The organism is Sorangium sp. So ce1153 (assembly GCF_051521595.1).
In the GTDB taxonomy this organism is placed as follows: Bacteria; Myxococcota_A; Polyangia; order Polyangiales; family Polyangiaceae; genus Sorangium.
The window spans coordinates 10,237,346-10,260,795 of record NZ_CP150361.1; the positions used below are offsets into that span (position 1 = coordinate 10,237,346).

Below are 23,450 nucleotides of genomic sequence, written 5' to 3' on the forward strand. Positions count from 1 at the left end.
GGGCCCTTCGCGCGGGGCGGGCGCGGGCCGGTGTTTGAGCGCAATTTACGTCCAGTGTCCGACGTGCGCAGCACGTCGGGCACTGGACGTCCCACGCGAGTTCGGCCCGTGCCCGCCCCGCGCGAAGGGCCCCCTCCCCGCGGGCCGGGCTCCTTGGTCCAGTCCAGGCTCTCCCTCCCGCGCTCCCCCTAGTTCGGCGGCGCCCCCCCGGACAGCCGCGCGATCATCCCTTTCCGCAGGAGCCCCACCTTGTTCCGCATCGCGGTCACCTGCTGCCGCATCCCGTCCGCCTGCTCGGCGAGATCGACGATCCCCGCCGCCGTCGCCGCCTGAGCCAGCTCGCGCGCGTCGTCCGCAAGGCGCGCCATGCGCCCTTCCACCTCGTCCATGGCCGCCACCACCTCGCCGATCTGCTCCGGGCTCGTCGCCTCGCGCTGGCGCGCCGCGGTCTCCTGCACCAGCTGGTTGATGCCCCGCCCCTCCTCACCGAGCGCCGCGAAGCGCTGGAACAGCTCCCCGAGCTGCTCGGCCCGCCGCTTGATCTCCTCCCCGCGCGCCGCCAGCGCCGTGGCCGTCGCCTCGTGGCGATCCCGCGCCGCGGCGATCGCCGCGATCAGCGACCCGAGCGCCACGCTCACGCGCTGCTGCGCCTCCGCGGCCTCCGTCGTCGACTTCGCCGCGCGCTCGATCCCCTTGCGCGTATCCAGCGAGAGCCGCCGCGCCGACTCGGCGAGCTCCTCGAAGCGGAGGAGCTCCCGCTCGAGCGCGCGCGCCGCCTCCGCGAGCTCGCCCTCGCCCCTGCCGTGATCGTCTTTCCCGCCCACGCTGCGGCCGTTCTTTTCGCGCTTGCTCACCTTGTACACTCTCGACCGCCTCTCGCGTCCGTTCGCGTGCGGCGCCCTGCATCCTGCCCGATCCCCGCCCTGCGCGGCAGCCCCCAGCGCGCCGGCGGCGCGGTCCCCGCCATCGGAAGCGCCGCCGCGCGCCGCGATTGCCGCGATCGCCGGCAGCGCGCCGGCGTCGAGGCCCCTGCGCCGGCGCGCGCAGCGTGGTACGGATGGCTCCTACGCGCCCGTCCGTTATTCTCACGACCCCGTTGCCCTCGCGCTCTGTTGTCCATGAGAACGAAGAACAGCAGCCGCGCCAGGCGGCCATCCAGCAGGAAGAAGAAGCCGGCGAATGCCCAGGTCGCACCGAAGCTGGAGGCTCGAGCGCTCGGTCCCGCGGGCGAGCCTGCGCCGCGCGCGCCCCTCGTCCAGGTCAGCCCCTCCTACGTCGTCGGGATCGGCTCCTCCGCCGGAGGTCTCGAGGCGCTCCGGGTCCTGATTGGCGGCCTCAAGAGCGCCGATCGGATGAGCCTGGTCATCGTCCAGCACCTCGCGCCGCAGCACCGGAGTCGGCTGGTCGAGATCATCAGCCACTCCACCTCCCTGAGCGTCAAAGAGGTCACCGAGGGCGAGGACCTCTGCGCGAACACGGTCTACGTGACCCCGCCCAACGCGGATGTGATCGCCGACGGCCGCGCCCTCCTCCTGCGGAAGCCCGGGACCAAGGTCGGCCCGAAGCCGTCGGTCGACCTGTTCTTCAAGTCGATCGCCGAGCACTACGGTGAGAACGCCATCGGCGTGGTCCTCTCGGGGACGGGGTCGGACGGCGCGCAGGGCGTCCTCGCCATCAAGGCCGCGGGCGGGGTCACCATCTGCCAGACCCCCGAGTCGGCCAAGTACGACGGGATGCCGCGCGCCGCGAAGCAGACGGGCGCCGTCGATCTCGAGCTCGGCCTGGAGGAGATGGCCAATCAGCTCAGCAAGTTCAACGAGCTCGCCGGCCGCCAGGACCAGCCGGACGCCTCGCTCCGGCAGCTCAGCCTGAGCCAGCAGGACCCGTACCAGAGCATCCTCTCCTTCCTGGAGAAGGCGAGCCGGGTCAACTTCGCCCAGTACAAGCAGTCCACGGTGCGCCGGCGGATCGAGCGGCGGGTCATCGCCACGCGCTGCGAGTCGATCGAGGCCTACGCCGAGTACCTCCGCGTGCGCCCCGAGGAGAGCAGGCTCCTCTTCCAGGACATCCTGATCTCGGTCACATCCTTCTTCCGCGACGAGCACTCGTTCAGGGCCCTCGCGGGCGCCATCGCCGAGCGGATCGACCAGAAGCGGACCGGCGACAGCTTCCGCGCCTGGGTCGTCGGCTGCGCCACGGGGGAGGAGGCGTACTCGATCGCCATCCTCGTCTTCGAGGCGCTCGCGAAGGCGAACAAGCAGCTCAACGTCCAGATCTTCGCGACGGACATCGACGAGCAGGCGATGTCCGTCGCGCGCAAGGGGCTCTACCAGCAGGCGTCGGTCGCCGACATCCCGCCCAGGCTGCGGTCCAGGTACTTCGACGAGCAGGACCAGTGGTTCAGGATCAAGGACTACGCCCGCGACGCCATCGTCTTCGCGCGCCACGACGTCGCCCAGGACCCGCCCTTCCTCAAGCTGGACCTCGTCTCGTGCCGCAACGTCTTGATCTACTTCAACTCCCACCTCCAGGAGCACACGCTCAAGACGTTCCATTTCGCGATGGACAACCAGGCTGTCCTGTTCCTCGGCAAATCCGAGTCCGCGACCACCGTGAGCGATCTCTTCGAGCTCACGGACAAGAACGCGAAGATCTTCGTCCGGTCCGCGAAGAAGGGCGATCTCCCGCGCTCGTACTCGAGGCAGGAGTTCAACCGCGAGAGCGCGCTCATCACGAAGGATCGCCAGTCCACCACGGCGATGGATCTCTTCACCTCCATGGTGAACGGCTTCGCCCCGGACTCGGTGCTCGTCGACCAGGACCACCGGGTGCGGCACGTCTTCGGGGGCGCCAACCGGTACCTGCATTTCCCGAAGGGCGAGCCGTCCGTCACGATCCAGAAGCTGCTCCCGTCCGACGTGGCGGTCGAGGTCAGCGCGCTGCTCCACCGGGCAGAGCGGTCCGGCCACGCCGCGAAGGGGGACCAGCGGCACAGGTTCGTCATCGACCGCGACGAGCGGAGGATCCAGCTCACCGTCGCCCCGCTCCCCTCCGACGGCCGGGTCGAGTTCATCGTCTGCTTCAGCCAGGCGCCGCACGACGCGCTCCGCCCCGTCAAGTCGACCGCGGGCAGCTCCCGCCTCGCGCCGGAGGAGCAGATGCGGCGGCTCGAGCAGGAGCTCGCGGCGGCGCGGGAGCACCTCCAGACCGTCATCGAGGAGCACGACACCGCCACCGAGGAGCTCCAGGCCCTCAACGAGGAGCTCCAGTCGTCCAACGAGGAGCTCCAGTCGACGAACGAGGAGCTCGAGACGACGAACGAGGAGCTCCAGTCGGCGAACGAGGAGCTGACGACGCTGAACCAGGAGATCAACGTCAAGTCCTCCGAGCTGGTGACGCTCAACCAGCGGCTCGTCGCCATCCAGAACGCGATCGCCTATCCCCTCCTCGTCGTCGACAAGAACCTCCGCTTGACCGACTACAACCCCGCTTCGCGCTACCTCTTCCGCATCTCGGAGGTGGACCGCGGCCAGCACATCCGCGCCGCCCTCTCGCACCTGAGCGTCGAGCCCGTCCTCGAGATGATCGGCGAGAGCCTGCGCGAGCGGCGGGCCATGCGGCTCCAGCTGGAGGTCCTCGACCGGCACTTCGAGGCGTGCGTCCAGCTCATCGACGGGTCGAAGGGCGAGGTGGACGGGCTCGTCCTGAGCTTCGTCGACAACACCGAGCTCGTGCACGCGCTCACCCAGAGCCGGGTCAGCAAGGAGCGGCTCTCCGCCATCGTCGACAACACGCCGGCGCTCGTGACCATGAAGGACTCGATCGGCGCCTACGTCTACGTCAACCAGCGCTTCTGCGACGTCCTCGGGCGCTCCGAGAAGGAGGTGCTGGGGCGGACGGACGAGGAGCTGTTCGGCCCGAAGGCCGGCAGCGCGCTGCGAGAGCGCGACTTCGAGGTGCTGAAGAGCCGGTCGCCCATGTGGCTGGAGGAGAGCCTGCACGTGGGCGGGAAGCTCCGTTACTGGCTATCGTCGAAGTTCCCTTTGCTCGACGACCGGCGCACCGCGCAGTCCGTGTGCACGATCGCGCTCGACATCACCGAGCGGGTGCTCCAGGAGCAGCACCTCAAGGTCTTCAAGAGGGTCGTCTCCGCGTCCAACGCGGGCCTCGCGATCCTCGAGTCGCACGAGGGGGCCTACGAGGTGACCTTCGCCTCGAACGAGTTCGCCGACAAGATCGGCAAGGGCGCGCCCGAGCTCCACGGGCTGCCGCTCGACGAGCTGCTCGAGATCGTGCTGAGCGACGCGGAGTCGCCGCGCACCGCCGAGCTCTCGGAGGCGGCCCGCCAGCGGCCGCTCGCGTCGTTCACCATCAACCTCGCGGAGAAGGCGGGCGGCGAGCTCTGGGTCGAGCTCAGGACCGCCACCATCAGCTTCGGCGGCGAGGAGCCGAATTACCTCATCCTCCTGCTCTTCGACGTCACGCAGCGTGTCCAGGCCCAGCGGATCATCCTCTCCCAGCAGGAGGAGCTCTCGCGGTTCAGCAAGCTCGCCTCGCTCGGCGAGGTAGCTGCCGGGATCTCCCACGAGATCAACACGCCCCTCAACGTGATCACCACGAAGACCGATCTCCTGAAGAGGCTCGCGGACCGAGGGCAGCTCGAGAAGGAGCGCCTCGCCCGGGTCGCGACCGACATCGACGGCATGGTCGAGAACATCACCAACGTGATCTCTGGCCTCAAGTCGATCACCAGGATGGAGTCGGAGCAGCTCCGCCCGCACAACGTCCAGGAGCTGGTCCGGGAGGCCGTCCGCGTCAGCGGCTTCCGGCTCCAGCAGGCGAGCGTCCACCTGAGCTTCGATCTCCCGCGGGAAGAGCTCGTCATCGACTGCTATCCCGTCCAGATCGTGCAGATCCTCATCAACCTCATCAACAACGCGGTGGACGCGATCTCGGCGCTCCGGGAGCGATGGATCCGGATCGAGGCGCGATCGTCGGACGGCAAGGTCAACGTGCGCATCATCGACAGCGGCAAGGGGATCGACCCCGCGCTCGCCGAGAAGATCATGACGCCATTCTTCACGACGAAGAAGGAAGAGCACGGCACCGGGCTCGGGCTCAGCCTCTCGCGGAACATCGCGCAGCACCACGGCGGCGATCTGCGCCTCGCCACCGAGGAAAAGAATACCTGCTTCGAGCTGGAGCTACCCCAGAAGCAAGTTTGAGGCCGCACGGGCGCGCACGGGGATGCGTGGCGAAGCGGGCGCGATGGGCCTTCCCGGCGTGACGGGCGTTGGCGCGTCTGCCCCCTCGGCGCCCCTCTGACGCGCCCCTCCGACGCGCCCCTCCGACGGCGCCCCTCCCTCCGACGCGCCCCTCCCTCCGACGCGCCCCTCCCTCCGACGCGCCCCTCCCTCCGACGCGCCCCTCCCTCCGACGCGCCCCTCCGGCGCGGTCGATGAGCGGCGCCGAGGCCTCGGGCCCCGGCTGAATCCGCTTGAGCCCGTTCGTTTTTCTCGTAAACTACCTGAGTTTACCTAAGGACGATCCTTACACGGGCTTCCGTGCAGGATCTCGGATGCGGCCAGTTCTCCGGGCGGGACGAATCCCTGGGGACTGGGGCCCTCGACGCCCGTCGTGTGAGCTGCTACTCCGTGATGAATGCCCGGCACGCAGGTCCACATGGTGGTGGGAGCATGCTCCTGAACATCATCATCGTAGAGGACAGCGAGGAGCTGTGTGAGGGGTGGCAGGACATCCTGTCGCTCGACGGGCACCGCGTGCAGTGCTTCCTCAACGGCAGGACAGCGCTGGAGGACCGGACGCTCATCATGCAGGCGGACGTCCTCGTCACCGATTACTACCTGCCGGACATCAATGGATTGACGCTCGTCTCCATGGTCCGGAAGATCCGCGCCGACCTCCCGATCATCCTGCTCACCGGGACGCGTGACCCGGCCATCCGAGAGAGCCTCCGTCAGGTGGAGAACGCGCTGTTCCTGAGCAAACCGATCAGGATAGAGCAGCTGGAGCGGAGCATCCGGGAGCTCATCGCCTCCTCGACGAAGTCCCCGCCCGTCGAGCCCGACAATGTAACCCGGCCCCCCTCCTCGCCGTACTGAGCCGTGCGCTCCGGGGCGCTCTCGCGGAACCTCGGAGCACCGACCGTCCCTGCCCCGCCTATCCCACCTACCGGAAGCGCCCCGCCGTTTCGCGTGCGGACACCGATCGGACCGGTGTACTGTATCGGATCGTCGGATCGTACGTCGGACGCACGTCGGAGGAACCGATGCGAAGCGCGTTGCTCGTCCTCGTCGGAGTTCATGCCTTGCTCGGCTGCGGCGGGGCGCCGTCACGGCGCGAGCCGGTGGCCGCCGCCCGCGCCGCGCTGGTCACGGAAGCCGCCCCGGAACACCAGCGCCTGGAGACCTCGGCGGCGGAGGCGCGGGACGACGCCCCGTGGGCCGACCTGGAGCGCGTCGCGCTGCGCTCGCCCGAGGAGAAGGAGCGCGTCGCGCTGCGCTCGCCCGGGAGCCAGCGCGCCCGCGAAGGCGCGTCCGCGCCCGAGAAGGCGCGCGCCCCTGCCTCCAAGGCCGACAGCAAGCCCGATGCCGCGCTGTCGCCCAGGTCGTCGCCCATGTCGTCGCCCATGTCGTCGAATGAGCGCGCGCCGGACAAGGACAAGGAGCGCGCCCTTGCACCGAAGGCCGACAGGCCCGTGAAGGGGCGCCCCGCGCGCTCGGTCGAGGCCGACTGCGAGGCGCTCGGACCCGAGGTGCAGAAGGCCTCGCGGATGATCGAGGTGCTCCGGGAGTCTGACCTGAGCACGCCGCCCGAGGTGCTGCTGCGGATCGCGGATCGGCTCGACCTCTGGGCCGGCGCGCCCGCGGTCCGCCTCGCCGATCCCGAGCTCGCCCGCGAGGCCAGGCACATCCGGGAGAGCTTCGACCGGACCAGCACCGCGATCCGCAAGCTGCGGGCGTCGCTCATCCTCAACAAGCCCAACCTGAAGAAGGCAGGCGCGGCGCGCGCCGGGCTGGAGCGGGAGCTCGACAAGGACGCGAAGGTCGTGAGGAGCATCGTCGGCCGTTGCAAGAGCAACCCCTATGAGCCGATCAAGGGCAAATCCCACATCCCGCCCCACGTCGTGCGCCGCGTCGTCCAGGAGAACTTCGGCGCCATGCGCGCCTGCTACGAAAAGGGCCTTCGCCAGAATCCCAAGCTCGAAGGGCGCATACCCGTGCACCTCGCCGTCGACGGCCAGGGAAAGGTGACGTATGCAGGCGACGCCGATCGGCCGCCCGCGGACGCGCCCCTGCTGATTGCGCTCCCCTCGCCCGGCGCGGCGGCGCCGTCCTCGCCCGCGCCGCCCCTCCGCGACGAGAAGGTCATCGGCTGCGTGCTCGAGGTCTTCCGCGGCCTCCGATTCCCCTCCGCGGCGGATCGCAAGAGCGTCGCGACGGTGGTCTATCCCGTCGTCTTCGGTGTGGACGACAACCGCTCTTCGGCCACGTCCGCCAGGTGACGCACGGCGCAACCGCCAGCGGCCTGCCGCTGCCGTTCCGCCGTCCGAGCGAGGCCTGCGTCAAGCATGCTCGCGGCGCGACGTGCAAAGTTATTTCCTTCTCAGGAGCCCGAGGGTAAGAATTCCCCTGATGAAGCTCTCGCTCACCGAGCTCCAGGACATCCGCCGCACCCTGGCGGCGCGCATCGTCTTTGGCCTCTCCACGCCCGGCACCGAGATCGCCGCGCTCCCCGCCTACCTCGCGCCGCCGCCGGATGGGATGACCGGGCGCGCCGTCGTGGTCGACGCTGGCGGCACGAACCTGCGCGCCGCCATCGTGGAGCTCTTGCCGGGCGGCGTGTCGCGCATCGTCGCCGGGCCCGAGCCGGCGAAGTTCCCGGGCGGGCCGGAGGTCGCGGGCGACGCCTTCTTCGACGTGCAGGCGGAGCTCGTCGAGCGCCTCGGCGCCGTGCACGGCCTGCCGGTGGGCTACTGCTTCTCGTACCCGTCGGAGACGCTGCCGTCGCTCGACGCGCGGCTGCTCCGCTGGACCAAGGGCGTCCAGATCGCCGGGGTCGAGGGCACCAGCGTGGGCGAGCGGCTCGGCCGGGCGCTCGCCGCGCGCAAGCTCCGGCCCGGCCCGGTCCGGGTGCTGAACGACACGGTGGCGAGCCTGCTCGGGGGCGCCTTCGCGCACGGCGGGTCGCAGCCCGCGGCCTTCATCGGGCTCATCGTGGGGACGGGGACCAACATGGCCACCTTCCTCCCCGCCGGTCGCATCCCGAAGCTCAAGACGGGGCACTTCGTCGCGCCGATGGCGGTCAACCTCGAGAACGGCAACTTCAACCCGCCGCACCTCCAGCCCTTCGACGCGGAGCTCGACGCGAGCTCGGAGAACCCGGGGGCCCAGCGCTTCGAGAAGGCGGTGTCCGGGGCCTACCTGCCGCGGCTCTTCGGGCGGCTGTGCCCGGACCACGCCCCCCTCACGAGCGCCGCGGACCTCGTGCGGCTCCGCGAGGAGGGCACGGCGGAGGCGCGGCGGGTGGCCGGCGATCTGCTGCAGCGCTCGGCGGACCTCGTGGCGGCGGGGCTCGCGGCGGTCGCCGACGTGCTCGAGGGCCCCCCGGGGCTCGGCGTCCTCGCCGAGGGCAGCCTCTTCTGGGGCGATCCGCGCTATGCGCCGCGGGTGAACGAGACGCTGCGCGCCCTCCTCGGCTCGCGCGTCGAGCCCCGGATCGCGCGGCTCGAGCACGTCAACCTGATCGGGTCCGCCTGCGCCGCGCTGTTCGCCTGATCGGCCGCGCGCCCGAAGTACCCCGCCGCACGCGCCGCACGCGCCGTACGCCATCGCGCGCGACGGGTGCCCCGACCGGCGGCGCCCGGGCTGAGCAGCAGGGCCGGAGCGCGGGAGAAAAGCCAGCGATCTTCCAGGGTTGCCTCGGTTTCAGGGCCCGTCCGTGGCGGCCTGCACACCGGTCTGCCTACCCGCTCGCCGCGCCCCCGCGGGCAGTCCCGGACGGCTGGGCGCACATTTCTGGCCGCATCCGCCGTTTACGACCACGATGACGCAGCGTGAACGATGTGGGAGGGAGCTCCCCGGTGAGTTGTGAGACAGCAGCGCGCGTCGGCTCTGCCGCCTGGATCGGGCGAACGGGGTGCGGCCGGTTGCCACGGGCGAGACGAGATCGCCAGAATGGCTACTGTCATTAGAGAGATGCCTCCGTCGAGCCGCAAGCCCCCGTTCCGAAGGCAGCCGCACCTGCTCGACGACAGCGGGAGCGTCGGCGTGTGGATCACGCAGCCGGCCGGGATGCTGGTGCAGCTCGTGCGGGAGACGGTGGCCACGGGCGAGATCGCGCGGTTCATCTCGGTGGACGCCTACCAGAAGCTCGTGAGCGTGATGCGCCCGGGCGAGCGGGCGTTCTTCATCTACGACATGGCGCTCATGGTGCGCTACGAGACCGAGGCGCGCGTGGTCCTGACCCAGTGGGGCCTCAGCGTGCGCGACAAGATCGAGCACATCGTGGTCCGGCCGCCGCCGGAGATGAACAAGCTGGGGCGCATGGGCATCCAGACGATCGCGGCGGCGATGAGCCTGGCGGGCGTGCAGCTCGACGTCGTGGACGACATCGAGCCTTTCCTGCGGGAGCGGAACCTGCGGCCGCGCATCAGCCTCACCTGAAAGTAGCCTGCGCAGCATGAGACAACCGCTTCGCGCACTTCAGGCTAGTACGCGTCCTCGAAGTACACCGTCACAAGCAGCGCAACCTGAAGGACCGCACGTCCAGCGTGATCCTTGACCACCGGGTGCTCATCGAGCACCTCTATTCTCTCGTTCCTCTCGTCCGACACGTCCTCTTCCTCGTCATGGCACACCCACAGGATCGCGGAGAAGCGGCGCAAGCTCGCTGAGGATCCATGCGAGCGCAGGCGGGATGGCGCCATCATCACCTGCGTCAGCGCTCCGCTTCCTCGGCGACATGGGTCGCCACAGGCGACGCCTGCTTCAGCAGCGCATCCGTCGTGGCGGCCACCTCCGCCTTCGACGGACTCAGATTCACCGTCAGGTTCACCGTCTTCCCTGCCGTTGCTTCGATGGCATCCCGGCTCGGGATGTGGCCCTCGAGCTCGGTGTCGATCCAATGCACGCCGGGAGCCAGGAACACCGGATACGCGAATGGCGTCCTTCCCACCACGCGACCATCGACCGTCACCTGCGCGCCTTCCGGCACTGTCGTCACCTTGAGCGTCATGACCTTGGTCAGCGCCTCCTTCAACGCCGCCTCGGCCTGCTCCTGCATCGCCGCCATCTCCTCGGGCGTCAGCTGAACGGACGACGGCTCCTGCGTGGGTCCCCTCCTCATGTCCGCACAGCAGCAGCACGACGGCGCGAGCGTCGGGGTCGCCGCAACGTCCGCGGACCGAACAGCGCATCCGGCGAGCGAAAGCCCGGCGGCCAGCGCGAGGACGCCGACCCGTGGCGGTGCGAGATGAGAGAGGCTCACGCCCCGGCGGTGTCCGGCGCCTTGTGCCTGCCCGCCTCCGGCTCCTCCCGCCTCCCGCGCGCTGCGCGCCCTACGAGGGGATGCCTTGGTCGCTGACTTGCTGTCCATCGTTCTCATCGCTGCCTCATCGCACGCCTTGCCCTTGATGTCCCGCGCGCGGCGGCAGGCCGCACCTCGCCCCTGCGGACACCCAGAGCGCGCTCCACACGGCGCTCGGCCTGGCCGCACCGGAGCGCTCACGGGAGCTCCTGCTCCGCAGCCGTCACGCCGTCGGCTCCGCCGTTGCTCGCCACGTTGTTGCTCCCACCAGGACTACCCGCTCCGGGAGTACCTGGCGTCAGCGTCGTCGTGCCTTCCTGCTTCACCGATCCGCCGCGAAACGCGATCGCAAGCGATGCCGCCGCCGCCCTTCTTTCCCGCGCCCTTCCTCGCCAAGGCGTCGCGCAGCCCTGCCGCCTCGCTCGGCTTCCCCTCGTGGTCCACCCGCACGCTCACGCTCGGCACGGTGGGCGGCGGCCCTTGCCTCGTCTTCTCCCACGCCGCGTAGTCCTCCCAGTACCGCTGCATCTCGTCGCGCAGCTCCGGCTCCACGTGCACCACCCCCGTCTCGAACGCCGGGTGTCTCACGGGCGGGATCGACCCGGCGTGCCGCGCGCCGCGCCAGGGCTGGCTTCGGGGCTTTCGCGCTCGTCTTGGTCGGTGAGCGCCCTTGGCCGAGAAAAGAGAAGGAGGAGCAGGAGAATGATAGATGCCCACCCCCGGCCCGTGCTCGGCCCTTCGGGCCTGCGCGCGGTCCGCCCCTCCCAAGTCCCGCGCTCCGCGCGGGACGGGAGGGGTGCGTCCATCGCCGCCGTCTCGGTTGTCATGGAGAGGTCCGAAGGCTGAATGGCCGTGGTCCTCATCTTGATCGTACCGTCATCTCGCCGTGAAGAGCGACGGCGCCGCCTCGTAAGTCGACCTGCTCGACGCGCAGCACCTCGCCGCACGCGAGCGGTGCCTTCAGCCGCGGCAGCGCGTCACCGCCGACCACGTCACCCGCCTCCAAGGCGCGCCAGCACGCACGTCACGTTGTCCGGACCCCCGTGCTCGTTCGCGATGTCGACCAGCAGGCTCGCCGCGAGGCTCAGGTCCCGGTGCCTTCCCAGCACGCCCTCGATCCGCGCCTCGGGCACAGGGCCCCACAGCCCGTCCGAGCACACGAGGAACAGATCGCCCGGCATCGTCGCCTCCACCCGCGACTCGATGTCCACGCTCTTGTCGCACCCGAGCGCCCGAGTCACCGCATTGGCCCGGTCGCTCAGCGCCTCGAGCGCCGCGAGCGCGCCATCGCCGTCCCGGAGCAGCTCCTCCAGCAGCGTGTGATCCCGCGTCAGGCGCTCGAGTCGGCCGCCGCGCATGCGGTAGACGCGCGAGTCGCCCACGTGGGCGATGTACGCCATGCCGGGCCCGAGCAGCACGCCCGCGAAGGTCGTCGCCATGCCGCGCACCTCGTCCTGCTGCTGGCTCGCCTCGTAGATCTCCCGGTTAGCGCGCCGCACGCTCAGCACCAGCCGCACCTCGTCTCGGTCGTGCGCGCTTCCTGTGCCGTACGGCCACGTATCCTCGAGCTCCTCGTCCTCCTCGATGCAGCTCTTGACCACCTCGATGGCCATACGCGACGCCACCTCTCCGGCCGCGTTGCCGCCCAATCCATCGGCCACCATGAAGAGCCCCAGGCACGGTAGCGCCGCGAAGCTGTCCTCGTTGTGGCTGCGGCGGCGGCCCACGTCTGACTGCGCTGCCGCCTCGATGGCGAGCTGTGGATACACGATCGTCCTCCTCGTGCGCTCGTCGACAGGACGAGCCGAGCCATGGCGCGCCGCAGACGGCGGCGCGCGTTCCTCTGCTTCTGATCAGACCGCGCTGCGCGCGGCCTTCGCGACGTCGCTACCGCTCCGCCATGGCGGAGCGCGGTCTCGCCTCGATCAGCCGTCGCGCTCGATCGACTCTCGCGCGACGTCGCCACGTCTCACGCGCACCTCCTCGTCGTCTCAGGGCTGCGCGCTCACTCCATCAACGCTCCGACTCCGCGGCGACGTGGCTCGCCGCAAGCGGCGCCTCCTTCACCGGGTGCATCCATCGTGGCGGGCACCTCCGTGTGCGACGGACGCAGATGCACCGTCAGCCCCAGCGTCTCCCCCGCCGTCGTCTCGATGACATGCCGCGTCGGCATGTAGCCCTCGAGCGCCGCACGGATCAGATGCGGACCCGGCTCCAGGAACACCGGATACAAGAGCGGGGTCCGCCCCCTAACGCATCCGTCGACCGTCACCTGCGCGCCTTCCGGCACTGTCGCAACCTCGAGCGACACGATCCTGGCCAGCACTTCGTTCAGCCTCACCGCGGCCTGCTCCAGCTCCGTCGTCTCCTCGGGCGTCAGCTCCACGGACGAGGACTGCTGCGCTGGATTGCTCGTGACGTCCGCTCTCCAGCAGTTCGCGCGCTCCCCCTGCGCTGTCCGCTCCGCGGGTGTTTCCTGCAGGGACGATGACGGGTGCGTCGGCGCCGCCGTGGCATCCGCAGGCCGAATGGCGCATCCGGCGAGGGAAACTCCCGCCGCCATCACGAGGATGGCGAACCCTGGCGAGGCGAAATGAGGGATGCCCACGCCCCGGCGGTGCTCGGCGCTTCGCGCCTGCGCGCGGCCGGCCCGTCCCACGTCCCGGCCTCCGCGCGGGACGTGAGGGGATGCCTTGCTGCTCATCGTTCTCATCGCTGCCCTCCGTCCAAGTCTTGCCTTCGATACACCGTCCGCTGCTGCAGGTTGCGCCAGACCGCTCACGGAAGCTCCTGTTCCGCGGCCGTCATGCCGTCCGCTCCCGCGTTGCTCGCCACGTTGTTGCTCCCGCCAGGACCACCGGCGCCCGGGGTACCGGGCATCAGCATCGTCTTGCCTTGCTGCTGCACTGGCTCACCGCGGAACGCGATCGCGAGCGATGGCCCGCCGATGCCTCCGCCGCCGGGGCCCCCGTTGCCGCCCTTGCCACCTTGGCCACCGGCGCAGCCGTCGCTGGAGCCACCCAGGCCGACGCCACCTCGGCCACCCGAGCCGCCAGAGGCTCCCGGCTGGAGGTTGCCACCCTTGCCACCGTTGCCACCGCGTCCGGCGGTGAGGGTGCAATCGATGAGGGTGACGCTGGCGTCGACGCTGGCGAGCGCGATGCTGGCGCCACCCGGACCGCCACCTCGTCCAGGCAGGCCGCCGCAGCCGCCCGCGCCACCGCTGCCGCCGCTGGCGCCCGCGCCCGAGACGCCGCCGGCGCAGACCGGGCCGCCCCTGGCGCCGCCACCGCCGCCGCCGCCCTGTCCGGGCTTGCCGGGCGTGCCGTCCCCGCCGGGCACTCCGGTGTAGCCGGTGGCGCTCAGCGCGCCGAGGCCGCTAGCGCCGGCGCCGGAGGTGCCGGGGGTGCCGTTTGCGCCGGCGCTGCCACCGCCCTTGGTCGGATCATTCGGGATGGCGCCGCAGTTCCATCTCTCGTTCATCGACGGTGGCTCGCCGGCGCCAGCCTGTCCCTCGACGCCGGTCTGGCCTGACACGCCACCGGCGCCGTTGTTGATGTTGCCATCGCCGCCGCTGCCTCCGATGGACAGTTCCTCCCCGCACTCGTTGACCACCTGCGCGCCACCCGACAGCATCGCGTCCGGCCCCTCCACGTCGTCGAGGTCGCTGCACGCGTCGGCGCCGTCGCTGCCGCCCGGCGCTCGTTCCGGCGCCTCACTCGGTGCATCGTCGCCGTCGATACCATCGGCCGCGTTGCCGGCAATGAGGGCGCAGCGCGCGAGTTCGACGGTGGCACCGGCGGCGAGCACGGCGATCGACGAGCCGCCGTTCGCCAGCGTGTCAGGCGCGCGCGCCTCGACGTCCTCGACGCGCGTCGTCCCCTCACCGCGCATGAGCCTCAGCGGGATCGCGTCCACGTCTGGCGCCACGATCGTCTTCTTCTGTTCGCCAATCCATCGCCACCCGTTCGCGCAATCCAACCCGCCGAAGAGCGTCACGCCGGCCGGCACCTCGACCGCCTCGGCGAATTCCTCGGCGCACGCGTATACGGCGGTCCCCTTGGCCGCGGCCCGAGCGATCGCCTCGCTCAGCGTCTTGACGGGCGCCTCCTTGGTCCCCGTGCTGGCGTTGTCGCCGCTCGCCGCGACGAACACGCCGCACGCATCGCCGACGCTTGCCTCGTTCTCGCTCGGTACGCATCCCTCGGCCGACCCGCCGCTGCTGGTCGTCGGGAGAAAGTGCTCGCACGTGAGCATCTCCTCGCAGTCGTCCTGAATGTGGTACCAGAGCCCATCGCAACCGTTGGCGCCGACGATGGCTGCGGTGGTTAACGTGAGTGCGCGCAGTCTCCAACGTCTCGTCGCCTGATCTCTCCAGCTCATCACCGCGCCCCCACGACGATGATGCCGCTGCCGTGCAGGCCGACGTGGGGTCGTATCAACACCTCCGTCGAGTTCTCCGGCAGCTTCGCCCGAGACGCCTCGCTCGCAGCCTGCGGCCCTTCCGTGCCCAGCCCGCCCATGCCCCGCGCTCCGCGCGGGACGGGATGTTTTGCTCGCCTCCATGCTGTTTGTCGCTCTCATCCTCATCGCTGCCTTCGTCCCACGATTCGCCCTCGACACACCGCGCGCCGTCGCAGGGCGCACCTCGCCTCTGCGCGCGCCGCGCTCGCACCGCTCCATGCGCACGCCAACGCTCTGTTCCGCCACGACGGCGGAGCATCTTCTCGCCTCGCTCACCCGCCGCGCGCGAGCCGCTCTCGCGCGCCTTCGGCTCGCTTCCGCGCCGCATCACACCGCGACGTCGGCGTCGCTTTATACGGCGCTTGGCATCACCTCAGCATCACGGAAGCTCCTGCTCCGGGGCTGCCACCCCGTCAGCTCCAGCGTTCATCGACAGGTTGTTGCTCCCGCCGAGGCCACCTTTGCCCGAGACACCGGGCGTCAGCGTCGTCTTGCCTTCCTGCTTCACCGACCCACCGCGGAACGCGATCGCGAGCGAGGGGCCGCCGAGGCCGCCGCCGCCGGGGCCGCCGTTGCCGCCTTGGCCTCCCCTGCCGCCATCACATGCGTTCTTCGAGCCGCCGACGCCCATGCCTCCGAGTCCGCCCACGCCCCCGGCGCCGCCCGGCTGCAGGTCGCCGCCAGCGCCTCCCTTGCCGCCGCTGCCGGCCTTCAGCGAGCAGTCGGTCAGCGTCACCTTTCCCTCCACGCTCACCAGCGCGATGCTGGCGCCACCCGGACCGCCGCCTCGTCCAGGCAGGCCGCCGCAACCGCCGGCGCCACCGCTGCCGCCACTCGCGCCCGCGCCCGCGACGCCGCCGGCGCAGACCGGGCCGCCCCTGGCGCCGCCACCGCCGCCGCCGCCCTGTCCGGGCTTACCGGGCGTGCCGTCGCCGCCGAACACTCCGGTGTAGCCGGTGGCGCTCAGCGCGCCCAGGCCGCTAGCGCCGGCGCCGGAGGTGCCTGGGGTGCCGTTGTCGCCGCCCTGGCCCGTGCCGCCGGCAGCACAGCTCCAATCGGCCACTGTGGGCTCTCCAGATCCCGCTGCACCCAGCACGCCAGACTCTCCAATCTGCCCGCCGCCACCGTTGCTCTCGTTGCCATCACCGCCGCGCCCGCCGATGGACAGCTCGCCGCCGCACCTGTTGACCACCTGCGCGCCGCCCGCCAGCGTCGTGTCAGGCCCTTCCGTGCCGTCGAGGTCGCTGCACGCATCGACGCCGTTGCTGCCGCTGGGCGCGCGCTCGGGTGCCTCGCTCGGCGCGTTGTCGCCGTCCGCCCCGTCCGCCGCGTTGCCCGCGACGAGCGCGCAGCGCGCCAGCTCCGCGATGGCACCGTCAGCGAGCACCGCGATCGAGCTCCCCCCCTTCGCCTGCGCGTCGGGCGCGACCGCTTCGACATCCTCGACGCGCGTCGTGCCCTCACCGCGCGCCAGCGTCAGCGGGATCGCCTTGATGCCGGGCGCCACCGTCGTCTTCTTCTGCTCGCCGATCCATTGCCACCCGTTCGCGCAGTCCAGGCCGCCGAAGAGCGTCACGCCGGCGGGCACCTCGACCGCCTCGGCGAACTCCTCCGCGCACGCATACACCGCGCCCCCCTTGTCCGTTGCCCGCGCGATCGCTTCGCGCAGCGACTTAACTGGCGCCTCCTTGGTCCCCGCGCTGGCGTTGTCGCCGCTCGCCGCGACGAACACGCCGCATCGATCCTCTACAGCGTTGCCCTCCTCGCTCGGCACGCAGCCCGTAACGCCCGCATCGCGGTTCCAGAGCCCACGGTGCTCCTCGCACATCAGTGTGAGCTTGCAGTCGTTCGCGCGATCGCTCCACACTCCGTCGCAGCCGCCCAGGAGGGCGATGGTGAACCCGACCATGCCGAGCGTCGAGGTCGGCGTCCGTGCCGAGCTTGATTGCTTGCGATATCCCATCACCAAGCTCCCTGCGCAATGATGCCGGCGCGGCGTGCACCGAGGTTGGGAACCAACTGCACACGACTCACGTTTCCCGAGGGCGTGGCTGGCCACAGCCAGTACGTCAGCGCTCCTGCGAGCAGCAGCCCCGAGGTCGTGTAGGCGATGCGCGCTCCGTTTGAGAAGGCATCGACGCGCGCTTCTCCATCACGAAGCTTCGCACACCCTCCGACGTGCTCCGCTGGAGCATCGATGCAGCCGCCGCCCGCGTTCCAGATTGCGACTCGCTGAGAGCTCGTCTCCGCGCTCGCGTCGTTCGCGGCGACGGTCAACCCGACGCCCACGCCGAGCCCCACGACGCTCGCCGCCCCCAGCACGATCGCGGGCACCCAGCTCCGCGCTTCCGGTGGCGCCGCGGTCGTCTCCCGCAGCTTCGTCGGCCCGGTCCCGCTCGCCGCCCGTGGTGCCGCCGTCGCCGGCGCAGCCATCGCAGCGGGTGCGCCCGCATCGCTCCGGACCAGGTGCAGCGTGATCCCGATCGCATCGCCTACCGCCGGCTCGGTCTGCTCCTGCGCCGGCTTGTACCCGTCGAGCTCCGCGCTGATCACATGCGGCCCCGGCTCCAGGAACACCGGCAATGTCATCGGCGTACGTCCCACCACGGCGCCATCGACCGTCACCTCCGCGCCGGCCGGCACGGTGCTCACCGTGACCGATGCCACCTTCGCCAGCGCCTCCTTGAGCAGCGCCTCGGCGCGCTGGCGCTGCGCGGTCCGCTCCGCGGGGGCCTCGCGCAGGTACCACGACAGGTGCTCTGCGGCGTCGCGGTGCTTGCCGAGACGCAGCTCGGCCACGCCGAGGTTCGAGGCGATCTGGTAGTGCTGCTTGATCCTCCACGCCGCCAGGAACGACGCGTGCGCCTCGGCCCAGCGCGATCGGTTGAGCGCCGCGAGCCCCTCGTCGTAGAGCTGCCGCGCCTTGTCCGTCAGCGCATCCACCTCTGCCGCGCCTGGGGAGCCGGCGGCTGTCTGGGCGCTGCTCGCAGGCGCGGTCAGCGCGATCGCGAGGCCGAGTGAGCACAGCAATGCATGCTTGTTCATGGTCAGAACTCCGGGACGCCTTCGACGTAGGGGGGTGGCTGTTGCGGCACGGCCTCCGGGGGCGCCGGCGGCTTCGTAGGCGCGGGTGCCGCCGGTGTGCCCGTCGATGCCGCGACGCCATGGGGCGCCGCGTCGGGTGAAGGCTGCCGCTTCGGCGCCGGCACCGCGGGCACGCTCGACGCCGGCGCATCCGGCTCGTGCCTCCGGCGCGCTGCGCGCTCCGCTTCACTTGGGTCCGCAGCCACGACGGGCACAGCGCGCTCGACGGACGCCGCGGGTGTCGCGCGCCCTGGCGTACTCGCCGCGACGGCCACCGCGCCGCCCGCCGTGCTCTCGCCGTGCGCCGCCGCCGCGCCGCTCGCCGCCGCGTCGCTCACCGCCGCATCGCCCGCGGTGCTCTCGCCGCGCGTCGCCGCCGCGTCATCCACCGCACCCCGCGCCGCCGCATCGCTCGCCCTACCCCGCGCCGCCGCCGCGCCTTCCACCGTCGCCCGCTCCCTCGCCCCGCACATCGCCGCGGCCCCGATCCCGGCCGCCAGCGCCAGCGCTGCCGCCGCCGTCGCCGCCCACCGCGCCTTCTCCGGCCGCGCCGCCGCCTCGCCCGCCTTCACCGCCGGCCGGAGCGCCGACGGCAGCGCGCCCTTGTCGATCACCGCTGCGCCCGCCGCCGCGTCCGCCGCCCACGGGCTGCCGCTGCCGCTCTTCGCGCCTGCGCTCTGCGCCGCGACGCTCTTCGCCCCGCCCTTGTTCGCCATGGCGTGCCGCAGCCCCGCCGCCTCGGTCGGCTTTCCTTCGTGGTCGACGCGCACGCTCACGCTCGGCACCCTGGGCGGCGGCCCTTGCCTTGTCTTCTCCCAGGCGGCGTATTCCTCCCAGTACCGCTGCATCTCGTCGCGCAGTTCCGGCTCGACGTGGACCACCCCCGTCTGGAACGCCGGATGTCTCACGGGCAGGATCGACCCAGGCGTCCCGCTCGCCGCGCCAGGGCTGACTTCGCGGCTTTCGCGCTCGTCTTGGTCGGTGAGCGGCCTTGGCCCAGAAAAGAGAAGGAGGAGCAGGAGAATGATAGATGCCCACCCCCGGCCCGTGCTCGGCCCTTCGGGCCTGCGCGCGGTCCGCCCCTCCCTTGTCCCGCGCTCCGCGCGGGACGGGAGGGGTGCGTCCATCGCCGCCGTCTCGGTTATCATGGAGAGGTCCGAAGGCTGAATGGCCGCGGTCGTCAACTTGATCCCGCCTTCGTGTCGGCCGTGAAGAGCGACGACACCGCTCTCGCAGGCCGCGATCCGCTCGATGTGCAGCGCCTCGCCGCACGTGAGCGACAGCTCCACCCGCAGCACGTCACCGCCGCCCACGTCACCCGCCTCCGAGGCGCGCCAGTACGCACGTCACGTTGTCCGGCCCCCCGTGCTCGTTGGCGAGGTCGACGAGCAAGCTCGCCGCAAGGCTCAGATCGCGATGCGCCCCGAGAATGCCGGCGATCTGCCCCTCGGGCACTGGGCCCCACAGCCCGTCCGAGCACACGAGGAAGATGTCTCCCGGCGCGGTCGCCTCCACCCGCGATTCGATCGCCACGCTCTCGTCGCAGCCGAGCGCGCGCGTTACCGCGTTGGCCCGGTCGCTCAGCGCCTCGAGCGCTGCCAGCGCGCCGTCGCCGTCTCGGAGCAGCTCCTCCAGCAGCGTGTGATCCCGCGTGAGCCGCTCCAGCGTGCCTCCGCGCATCCGGTAGACGCGCGAGTCGCCCACGTGCGCGATGTACGCCATCCCGGGCGCGAGCAGCACGCCCGCGAAGGTCGTCGCCATGCCGCGCATCTCGTCCTCTTGCTGGCTCGCCTGGTAGATCTCCCGGTTAGCGCGCCGCACGCTCAGCACCAGGCGCACCTCGTCCCGGTCGTGCGGCCTCGCCGTGCCGTAAGGCCATGTGTCCTGGAGATCGTCCTCCTCCTCGAAGCAGCTCTTGACCACCTCGATCGCCATGCGTGAGGCAATCTCACCTGCCGCATTGCCCCCCAGCCCATCGGCCACCATGAAGAGCCCCAGGCACGGTAGCGCCGCGAAGCTGTCCTCGTTGTGGCTCCTGCGGCGGCCCACATCCGAGTGCGCTGCCGCCTCGATGGCGAGCTGTGGATACACGATCGTCCTCCTCGTGCGCTCGCCCAGAGGACGAGCCGAGCCGAGGCGCACTGCAATGGCAGCGCGCCAGGTCATTTCTCTGGGGCAGCGCGCCGCGGCGCTGCCGCTGGTCGTCAGCGCGCGCGGGCCGTGCTCGCGGCGCTCGCGTGCTCTCCTGAAAGCGCGCCGTTGGTGCGGTGCCCCTCGATCACGTCTGCTCGGGCTTGGGCCGCAGCAGTCGCACGAGCTTCACGTGCCTCGGCATACCCCTCCGTGCGCTGCGCGCTCGTGACGCGCCGGCGGATGCCGCCGCGTCCTCGCCGTCTTCCCGCAACAGGAGCTTGGGTCGCGCCTCGGACGGCGGCGGCGCGAGAGCCTCGACCGCCTCTCCTCGATCGGCTCGCTCCCCTCTGCAGCACAAGCAGTAGCGCTCCGGGTCCCAGTCGATGTCCTCGAGGCCCATCTTGCGCACCCACGACAGCTCCCACAGCAGCGTCGGGCTCACGTGGATCACGTTTCCCGAACGACGCATGCCGTTGCTGCTGAACCATCGACGCTTCGACATGGGCGCGCCTCTCGAGCAGAGGACGCCCATCGTGCCGCCGACGTGGCTGCTCGCCAAGCGCTTTCACGGCGAAATCCGTGAAGGGACGCTGGTTTACGTCTGGCCTCGTGGGATTGTCACGGAACGACATGGTGGCTCTCACTGCCCGCAGCTCTCGCCGGTCGCGAAGTCCCAGCAGCTTCCAGCGCTGCCTGGCGCACCGGCGCTCTCTGGCAAACCGCCGGGCGCGGCGCTGCCGCCGTCGCCGGGCGTGCCGGGGGTGAATTGCACCGCCGGCGCGTCGCTCGGGGCCGCCGCATAGGCGATGCCGACGGCGTGGCCACCGCGGCCACCTCCGCCGGGACCGCCGGCTCCGCCTCGGCCGCCTCGACCGCCATCGCAGCCGGGAATGGAGTCGCCCAGCCCGGAACCCGCGCCTCCGGTCGCGCCGGCACCGCCTGTAGCCCCTGCCTTCCCCTGTGCTCCGTCTCCGCCCTTGCCCGCCTTGCCCACCGCGACGGTCACATCGGTCAGCACCAGCGTCGTGCCGAGGCTGAGGATGCCGATGCTCGACCCGCCGGCCTTGCCACCGCCTCCTCCTTTACCGCCGCACCCGCCGGCACCGCCGCCGCCGCCGCTGGCGCCGGGGCCCTCCACGGTGCTGGCGCCGGCCGGGCAGAACAGCCCGGCCTTCGCCCCGCCGCCCCCGCCTCCACCTTGACCGCGCCTCCCACTTGTGCCGCTGCTGCCATCACCGCCGGTGATGCCGGTCAGCGCCAGCGTCGTGCCGCTGCCGGCGGCGCCAATGACGCCAGGTCCACCGGGCGCGCCATCTTCGCCGCGCCTGCAGTTTCCCGCTGCGTCCGTCTGTCCCACGCCGCCGAGCCCGTACTCATCGGGGTTCTCCTCCGGCAAGGGCGCGCCATCCTCCCCGCGCTGCCCGTTGCCCTCGTCCATCCCCGGGTTTCCACCGCGCCCGCCGGGGCCGCCGCGCGTCTCGCCGTCCTCGCACGTCGTCACGCCAGCCTCGCCGCCGAACGCCGCAGAGCACGCGTTCGACACCGCCCCGGCCGGCGCTCCCGCCTGCGGCGCCTCCATCGGCGTCTCGCCCTTCGCGCCGTCCATCCCGTCGCCCGCGGTCACGTCGACCTGCACGAGCTCCGCCTCCACATCCGCGACCGCCACGCCGATCGACGAGCCGCCGGCCACCGTCGCGCTCGGCGCGCTCACCTGGAAGCTCCGCACCTTCGCCCCGCTCGCGGCTTCCGTCAGCGTCAGCGCGATCTGGTCCGCGGGCCCCTCGATCGCGCTCCGCGCCGCCTCGCTCCACGTCCACCCCGCGCCGCAGTCGAAGCCGCCGATCACCTCGACCCCCGCATCGACCTTCACGCTCTCCGCGAACGCCCCGCTCGCGCACGCCAGTACGCGCTTGCCGTTCGCGTTCTCGAGCGCCTCTCCGAGCGACGCGTACGGCTTCGCCTTCGTCCCGTCACCGCCCGGCTTCGCGGTCGCGCTCGCGAACACCGCGCACTCGTCCGTCGCCGTGCTCGCGTCCTCGGTCGGATCCGCATCACACACGGCGTTGCTGCTGCCGCCGCCGCCCTCGCCGGGCGGCAGTGCATTCAGGCACATCCCGAGCGTGCAGTCTGGCGCGACGAAGAAGCAACCTGCAACGGGAGCTCCCAGCGTCACGCTCACCGTCATCAGCACCGCAGAGGTCCACCACTTGCGTCGCATCGTACGTTTCTCCCGAGACGAACAGCCGCTGGCCGTCACCACGCGCCCCTCACGACGAGCCCGCCCCCTTGGGCACCGACCATGGGGCTCGCATGAAACCCTGCTTCGCTCTCGGCGCGTGGACCCACTGCCCAAACGATCGCGGTTGTTACACCCACCACGCCCGCCCCGATGAAACTCCATGCCGCGACATTTCCGAACGTCGCCGCGTTCTCCTGCAGTCCGCGTAGCGCACTGCACTCAGCGGCGTGCCGCCCAGCGGCGCAGGCACTCGGACCGTCCGTCGCGCGGAGCGCAGCCTCCTGTTCGCTGGCATCCGCCGCGTTCGTGTTCGCCAGCACCGTGAACACCACGCCCGCGACCGCCGCCGCCCCCGTCGTCGCTGCGCCTCCGATCAGCAACGCCGTCCTCGGACCGCTCCCTCGCTGCTCCACATGCTCGCGTGGCGCGGGAGCCGGCGCCGGCGCGTTCTCCGCCGGCCTTCTCAGCCTCACCACCGACGCGATCTCGCCACCCGCAGCCACGTTGACGGTGAACTTCTCCGTCACGTACCCCTCGCGCTCCACCTCGACGGTGTGCGTTCCTGGCTCGACGAACAGCGGATCGACCATCGGTGTCGTTCCCATCTGCACCCCGTCGACCAGCACCGCGGCGCGCTCCACGTTCGCCTGCAGCACCACCGCCCCGACCTTCGCGCGTGCCGCCGCGTACGCGGCTTCGCCTTGGGCGCGCTCCTCCGCCGTGCTCGTCGCGTCCTTCTTCAGCTCGCGCACGTACCGCGCGAGGTTCTCTGCGGCGTCGCGGTACCGGCCCAGGTGGAGCTCGCAGTCGCCGAGATTGCCGGCGATCGTGTAGTGCGGGTGCAGCGCGCGCGCCGCCAGGAACATGGCGTGCGCGGCTTCCCAGCGCGACTCCGCGGCGGCCTGGACGCCGTTCAGGTAGAGCTTCCGAGACTCTTCGGTCATGGCTTCCGTGATCGCTGCTCGCGGTGGCTCGGGCGGCC

Annotated in this window: 20 protein-coding genes; 5 read left to right on the forward strand and 15 right to left on the reverse strand. The window is 71.3% G+C overall.

Annotation, left to right across the window (positions count from 1 at the left end; genetic code table 11):
- Nucleotides 1–188: 188 nt before the first annotated feature.
- A complete protein-coding gene (locus WME85_RS36925; RefSeq protein WP_437827774.1) occupies nt 189–854 on the reverse strand; it encodes a hypothetical protein in 666 nt (221 codons plus the stop codon).
- Nucleotides 855–1,118: 264 nt separating this feature from the next.
- On the opposite strand from WME85_RS36925, the gene WME85_RS36930 reads away from it, so the two are divergent.
- The 5 genes from WME85_RS36930 to WME85_RS36950 all read left to right on the forward strand — a co-directional run bounded on the left by WME85_RS36930 (nt 1,119) and on the right by WME85_RS36950 (nt 9,686).
- Nucleotides 1,119–5,225 carry a chemotaxis protein CheB gene (locus WME85_RS36930; protein WP_437827775.1) on the forward strand — a complete coding sequence of 1,369 codons (4,107 nt, stop codon included), beginning with the start codon at nt 1,119–1,121 and terminating at the stop codon, nt 5,223–5,225.
- A 471-nt stretch (nt 5,226–5,696) separates the two neighbouring features.
- Complete coding sequence (locus WME85_RS36935; protein ID WP_437827776.1) at nt 5,697–6,122, forward strand: response regulator; 426 nt, start codon at nt 5,697–5,699, stop codon at nt 6,120–6,122.
- A 167-nt stretch (nt 6,123–6,289) separates the two neighbouring features.
- Entirely contained in the window at nt 6,290–7,525 is a 1,236-nt protein-coding gene (locus WME85_RS36940; RefSeq protein WP_437827777.1) for an AgmX/PglI C-terminal domain-containing protein, read from the forward strand.
- A gap of 130 nt (nt 7,526–7,655) precedes the next feature.
- Nucleotides 7,656–8,798 carry a hexokinase family protein gene (locus WME85_RS36945; RefSeq protein WP_437827778.1) on the forward strand — a complete coding sequence of 381 codons (1,143 nt, stop codon included), beginning with the start codon at nt 7,656–7,658 and terminating at the stop codon, nt 8,796–8,798.
- 399 nt (nt 8,799–9,197) lie between these two features.
- On the forward strand, nt 9,198–9,686 hold the full coding sequence (locus WME85_RS36950; RefSeq protein WP_437303754.1) for a hypothetical protein: 489 nt from the start codon (nt 9,198–9,200) through the stop codon (nt 9,684–9,686).
- A 44-nt stretch (nt 9,687–9,730) separates the two neighbouring features.
- Here WME85_RS36950 and WME85_RS36955 read toward each other — a convergent pair whose 3' ends face one another.
- The 14 genes from WME85_RS36955 to WME85_RS37020 all read right to left on the reverse strand — a co-directional run bounded on the left by WME85_RS36955 (nt 9,731) and on the right by WME85_RS37020 (nt 23,334).
- Nucleotides 9,731–9,856, reverse strand: a complete 126-nt coding sequence (locus tag WME85_RS36955) for a hypothetical protein (RefSeq protein ID WP_437827779.1) — start codon at nt 9,854–9,856, stop codon at nt 9,731–9,733.
- Between the two features lie 104 nt (nt 9,857–9,960).
- The gene (locus WME85_RS36960; RefSeq protein WP_437827780.1) at nt 9,961–10,305 is read right to left on the reverse strand and encodes a PEGA domain-containing protein; all 345 of its coding nucleotides are present in this window, start codon (nt 10,303–10,305) and stop codon (nt 9,961–9,963) included.
- 516 nt (nt 10,306–10,821) lie between these two features.
- Complete coding sequence (locus WME85_RS36965; RefSeq protein ID WP_437827781.1) at nt 10,822–11,136, reverse strand: hypothetical protein; 315 nt, start codon at nt 11,134–11,136, stop codon at nt 10,822–10,824.
- A gap of 404 nt (nt 11,137–11,540) precedes the next feature.
- Nucleotides 11,541–12,317, reverse strand: a complete 777-nt coding sequence (locus WME85_RS36970) for a PP2C family protein-serine/threonine phosphatase (RefSeq protein ID WP_437827782.1) — start codon at nt 12,315–12,317, stop codon at nt 11,541–11,543.
- 236 nt (nt 12,318–12,553) lie between these two features.
- A complete protein-coding gene (locus WME85_RS36975) occupies nt 12,554–12,934 on the reverse strand; it encodes a PEGA domain-containing protein (RefSeq protein ID WP_437827783.1) in 381 nt (126 codons plus the stop codon).
- 392 nt (nt 12,935–13,326) lie between these two features.
- Nucleotides 13,327–14,931, reverse strand: a complete 1,605-nt coding sequence (locus WME85_RS36980; protein ID WP_437827784.1) for a PGRS family protein — start codon at nt 14,929–14,931, stop codon at nt 13,327–13,329.
- A complete protein-coding gene (locus WME85_RS36985; protein ID WP_437827785.1) occupies nt 14,931–15,071 on the reverse strand; it encodes a hypothetical protein in 141 nt (46 codons plus the stop codon). The genes WME85_RS36980 and WME85_RS36985 overlap by 1 nt, the downstream gene beginning before the upstream one ends.
- Before the next feature lie 320 nt (nt 15,072–15,391).
- Nucleotides 15,392–16,975 carry a PGRS family protein gene (locus tag WME85_RS36990; protein WP_437827786.1) on the reverse strand — a complete coding sequence of 528 codons (1,584 nt, stop codon included), beginning with the start codon at nt 16,973–16,975 and terminating at the stop codon, nt 15,392–15,394.
- Nucleotides 16,975–18,057 carry a PEGA domain-containing protein gene (locus WME85_RS36995; RefSeq protein WP_437827787.1) on the reverse strand — a complete coding sequence of 361 codons (1,083 nt, stop codon included), beginning with the start codon at nt 18,055–18,057 and terminating at the stop codon, nt 16,975–16,977. The genes WME85_RS36990 and WME85_RS36995 overlap by 1 nt, the downstream gene beginning before the upstream one ends.
- 2 nt (nt 18,058–18,059) lie before the next feature.
- Entirely contained in the window at nt 18,060–19,004 is a 945-nt protein-coding gene (locus tag WME85_RS37000; protein WP_437827788.1) for a hypothetical protein, read from the reverse strand.
- A 406-nt stretch (nt 19,005–19,410) separates the two neighbouring features.
- A complete protein-coding gene (locus WME85_RS37005) occupies nt 19,411–20,187 on the reverse strand; it encodes a PP2C family protein-serine/threonine phosphatase (RefSeq protein ID WP_437827789.1) in 777 nt (258 codons plus the stop codon).
- A gap of 187 nt (nt 20,188–20,374) precedes the next feature.
- Entirely contained in the window at nt 20,375–20,731 is a 357-nt protein-coding gene (locus WME85_RS37010; RefSeq protein WP_437827790.1) for a hypothetical protein, read from the reverse strand.
- Between the two features lie 138 nt (nt 20,732–20,869).
- Nucleotides 20,870–22,447 carry a hypothetical protein gene (locus WME85_RS37015; RefSeq protein ID WP_437827791.1) on the reverse strand — a complete coding sequence of 526 codons (1,578 nt, stop codon included), beginning with the start codon at nt 22,445–22,447 and terminating at the stop codon, nt 20,870–20,872.
- A gap of 35 nt (nt 22,448–22,482) precedes the next feature.
- Nucleotides 22,483–23,334 (reverse strand): PEGA domain-containing protein, encoded by an 852-nt coding sequence (locus WME85_RS37020; protein ID WP_437827792.1) that lies wholly within the window; start codon nt 23,332–23,334, stop codon nt 22,483–22,485.
- Between the last annotated feature and the right edge of the window lie 116 nt (nt 23,335–23,450).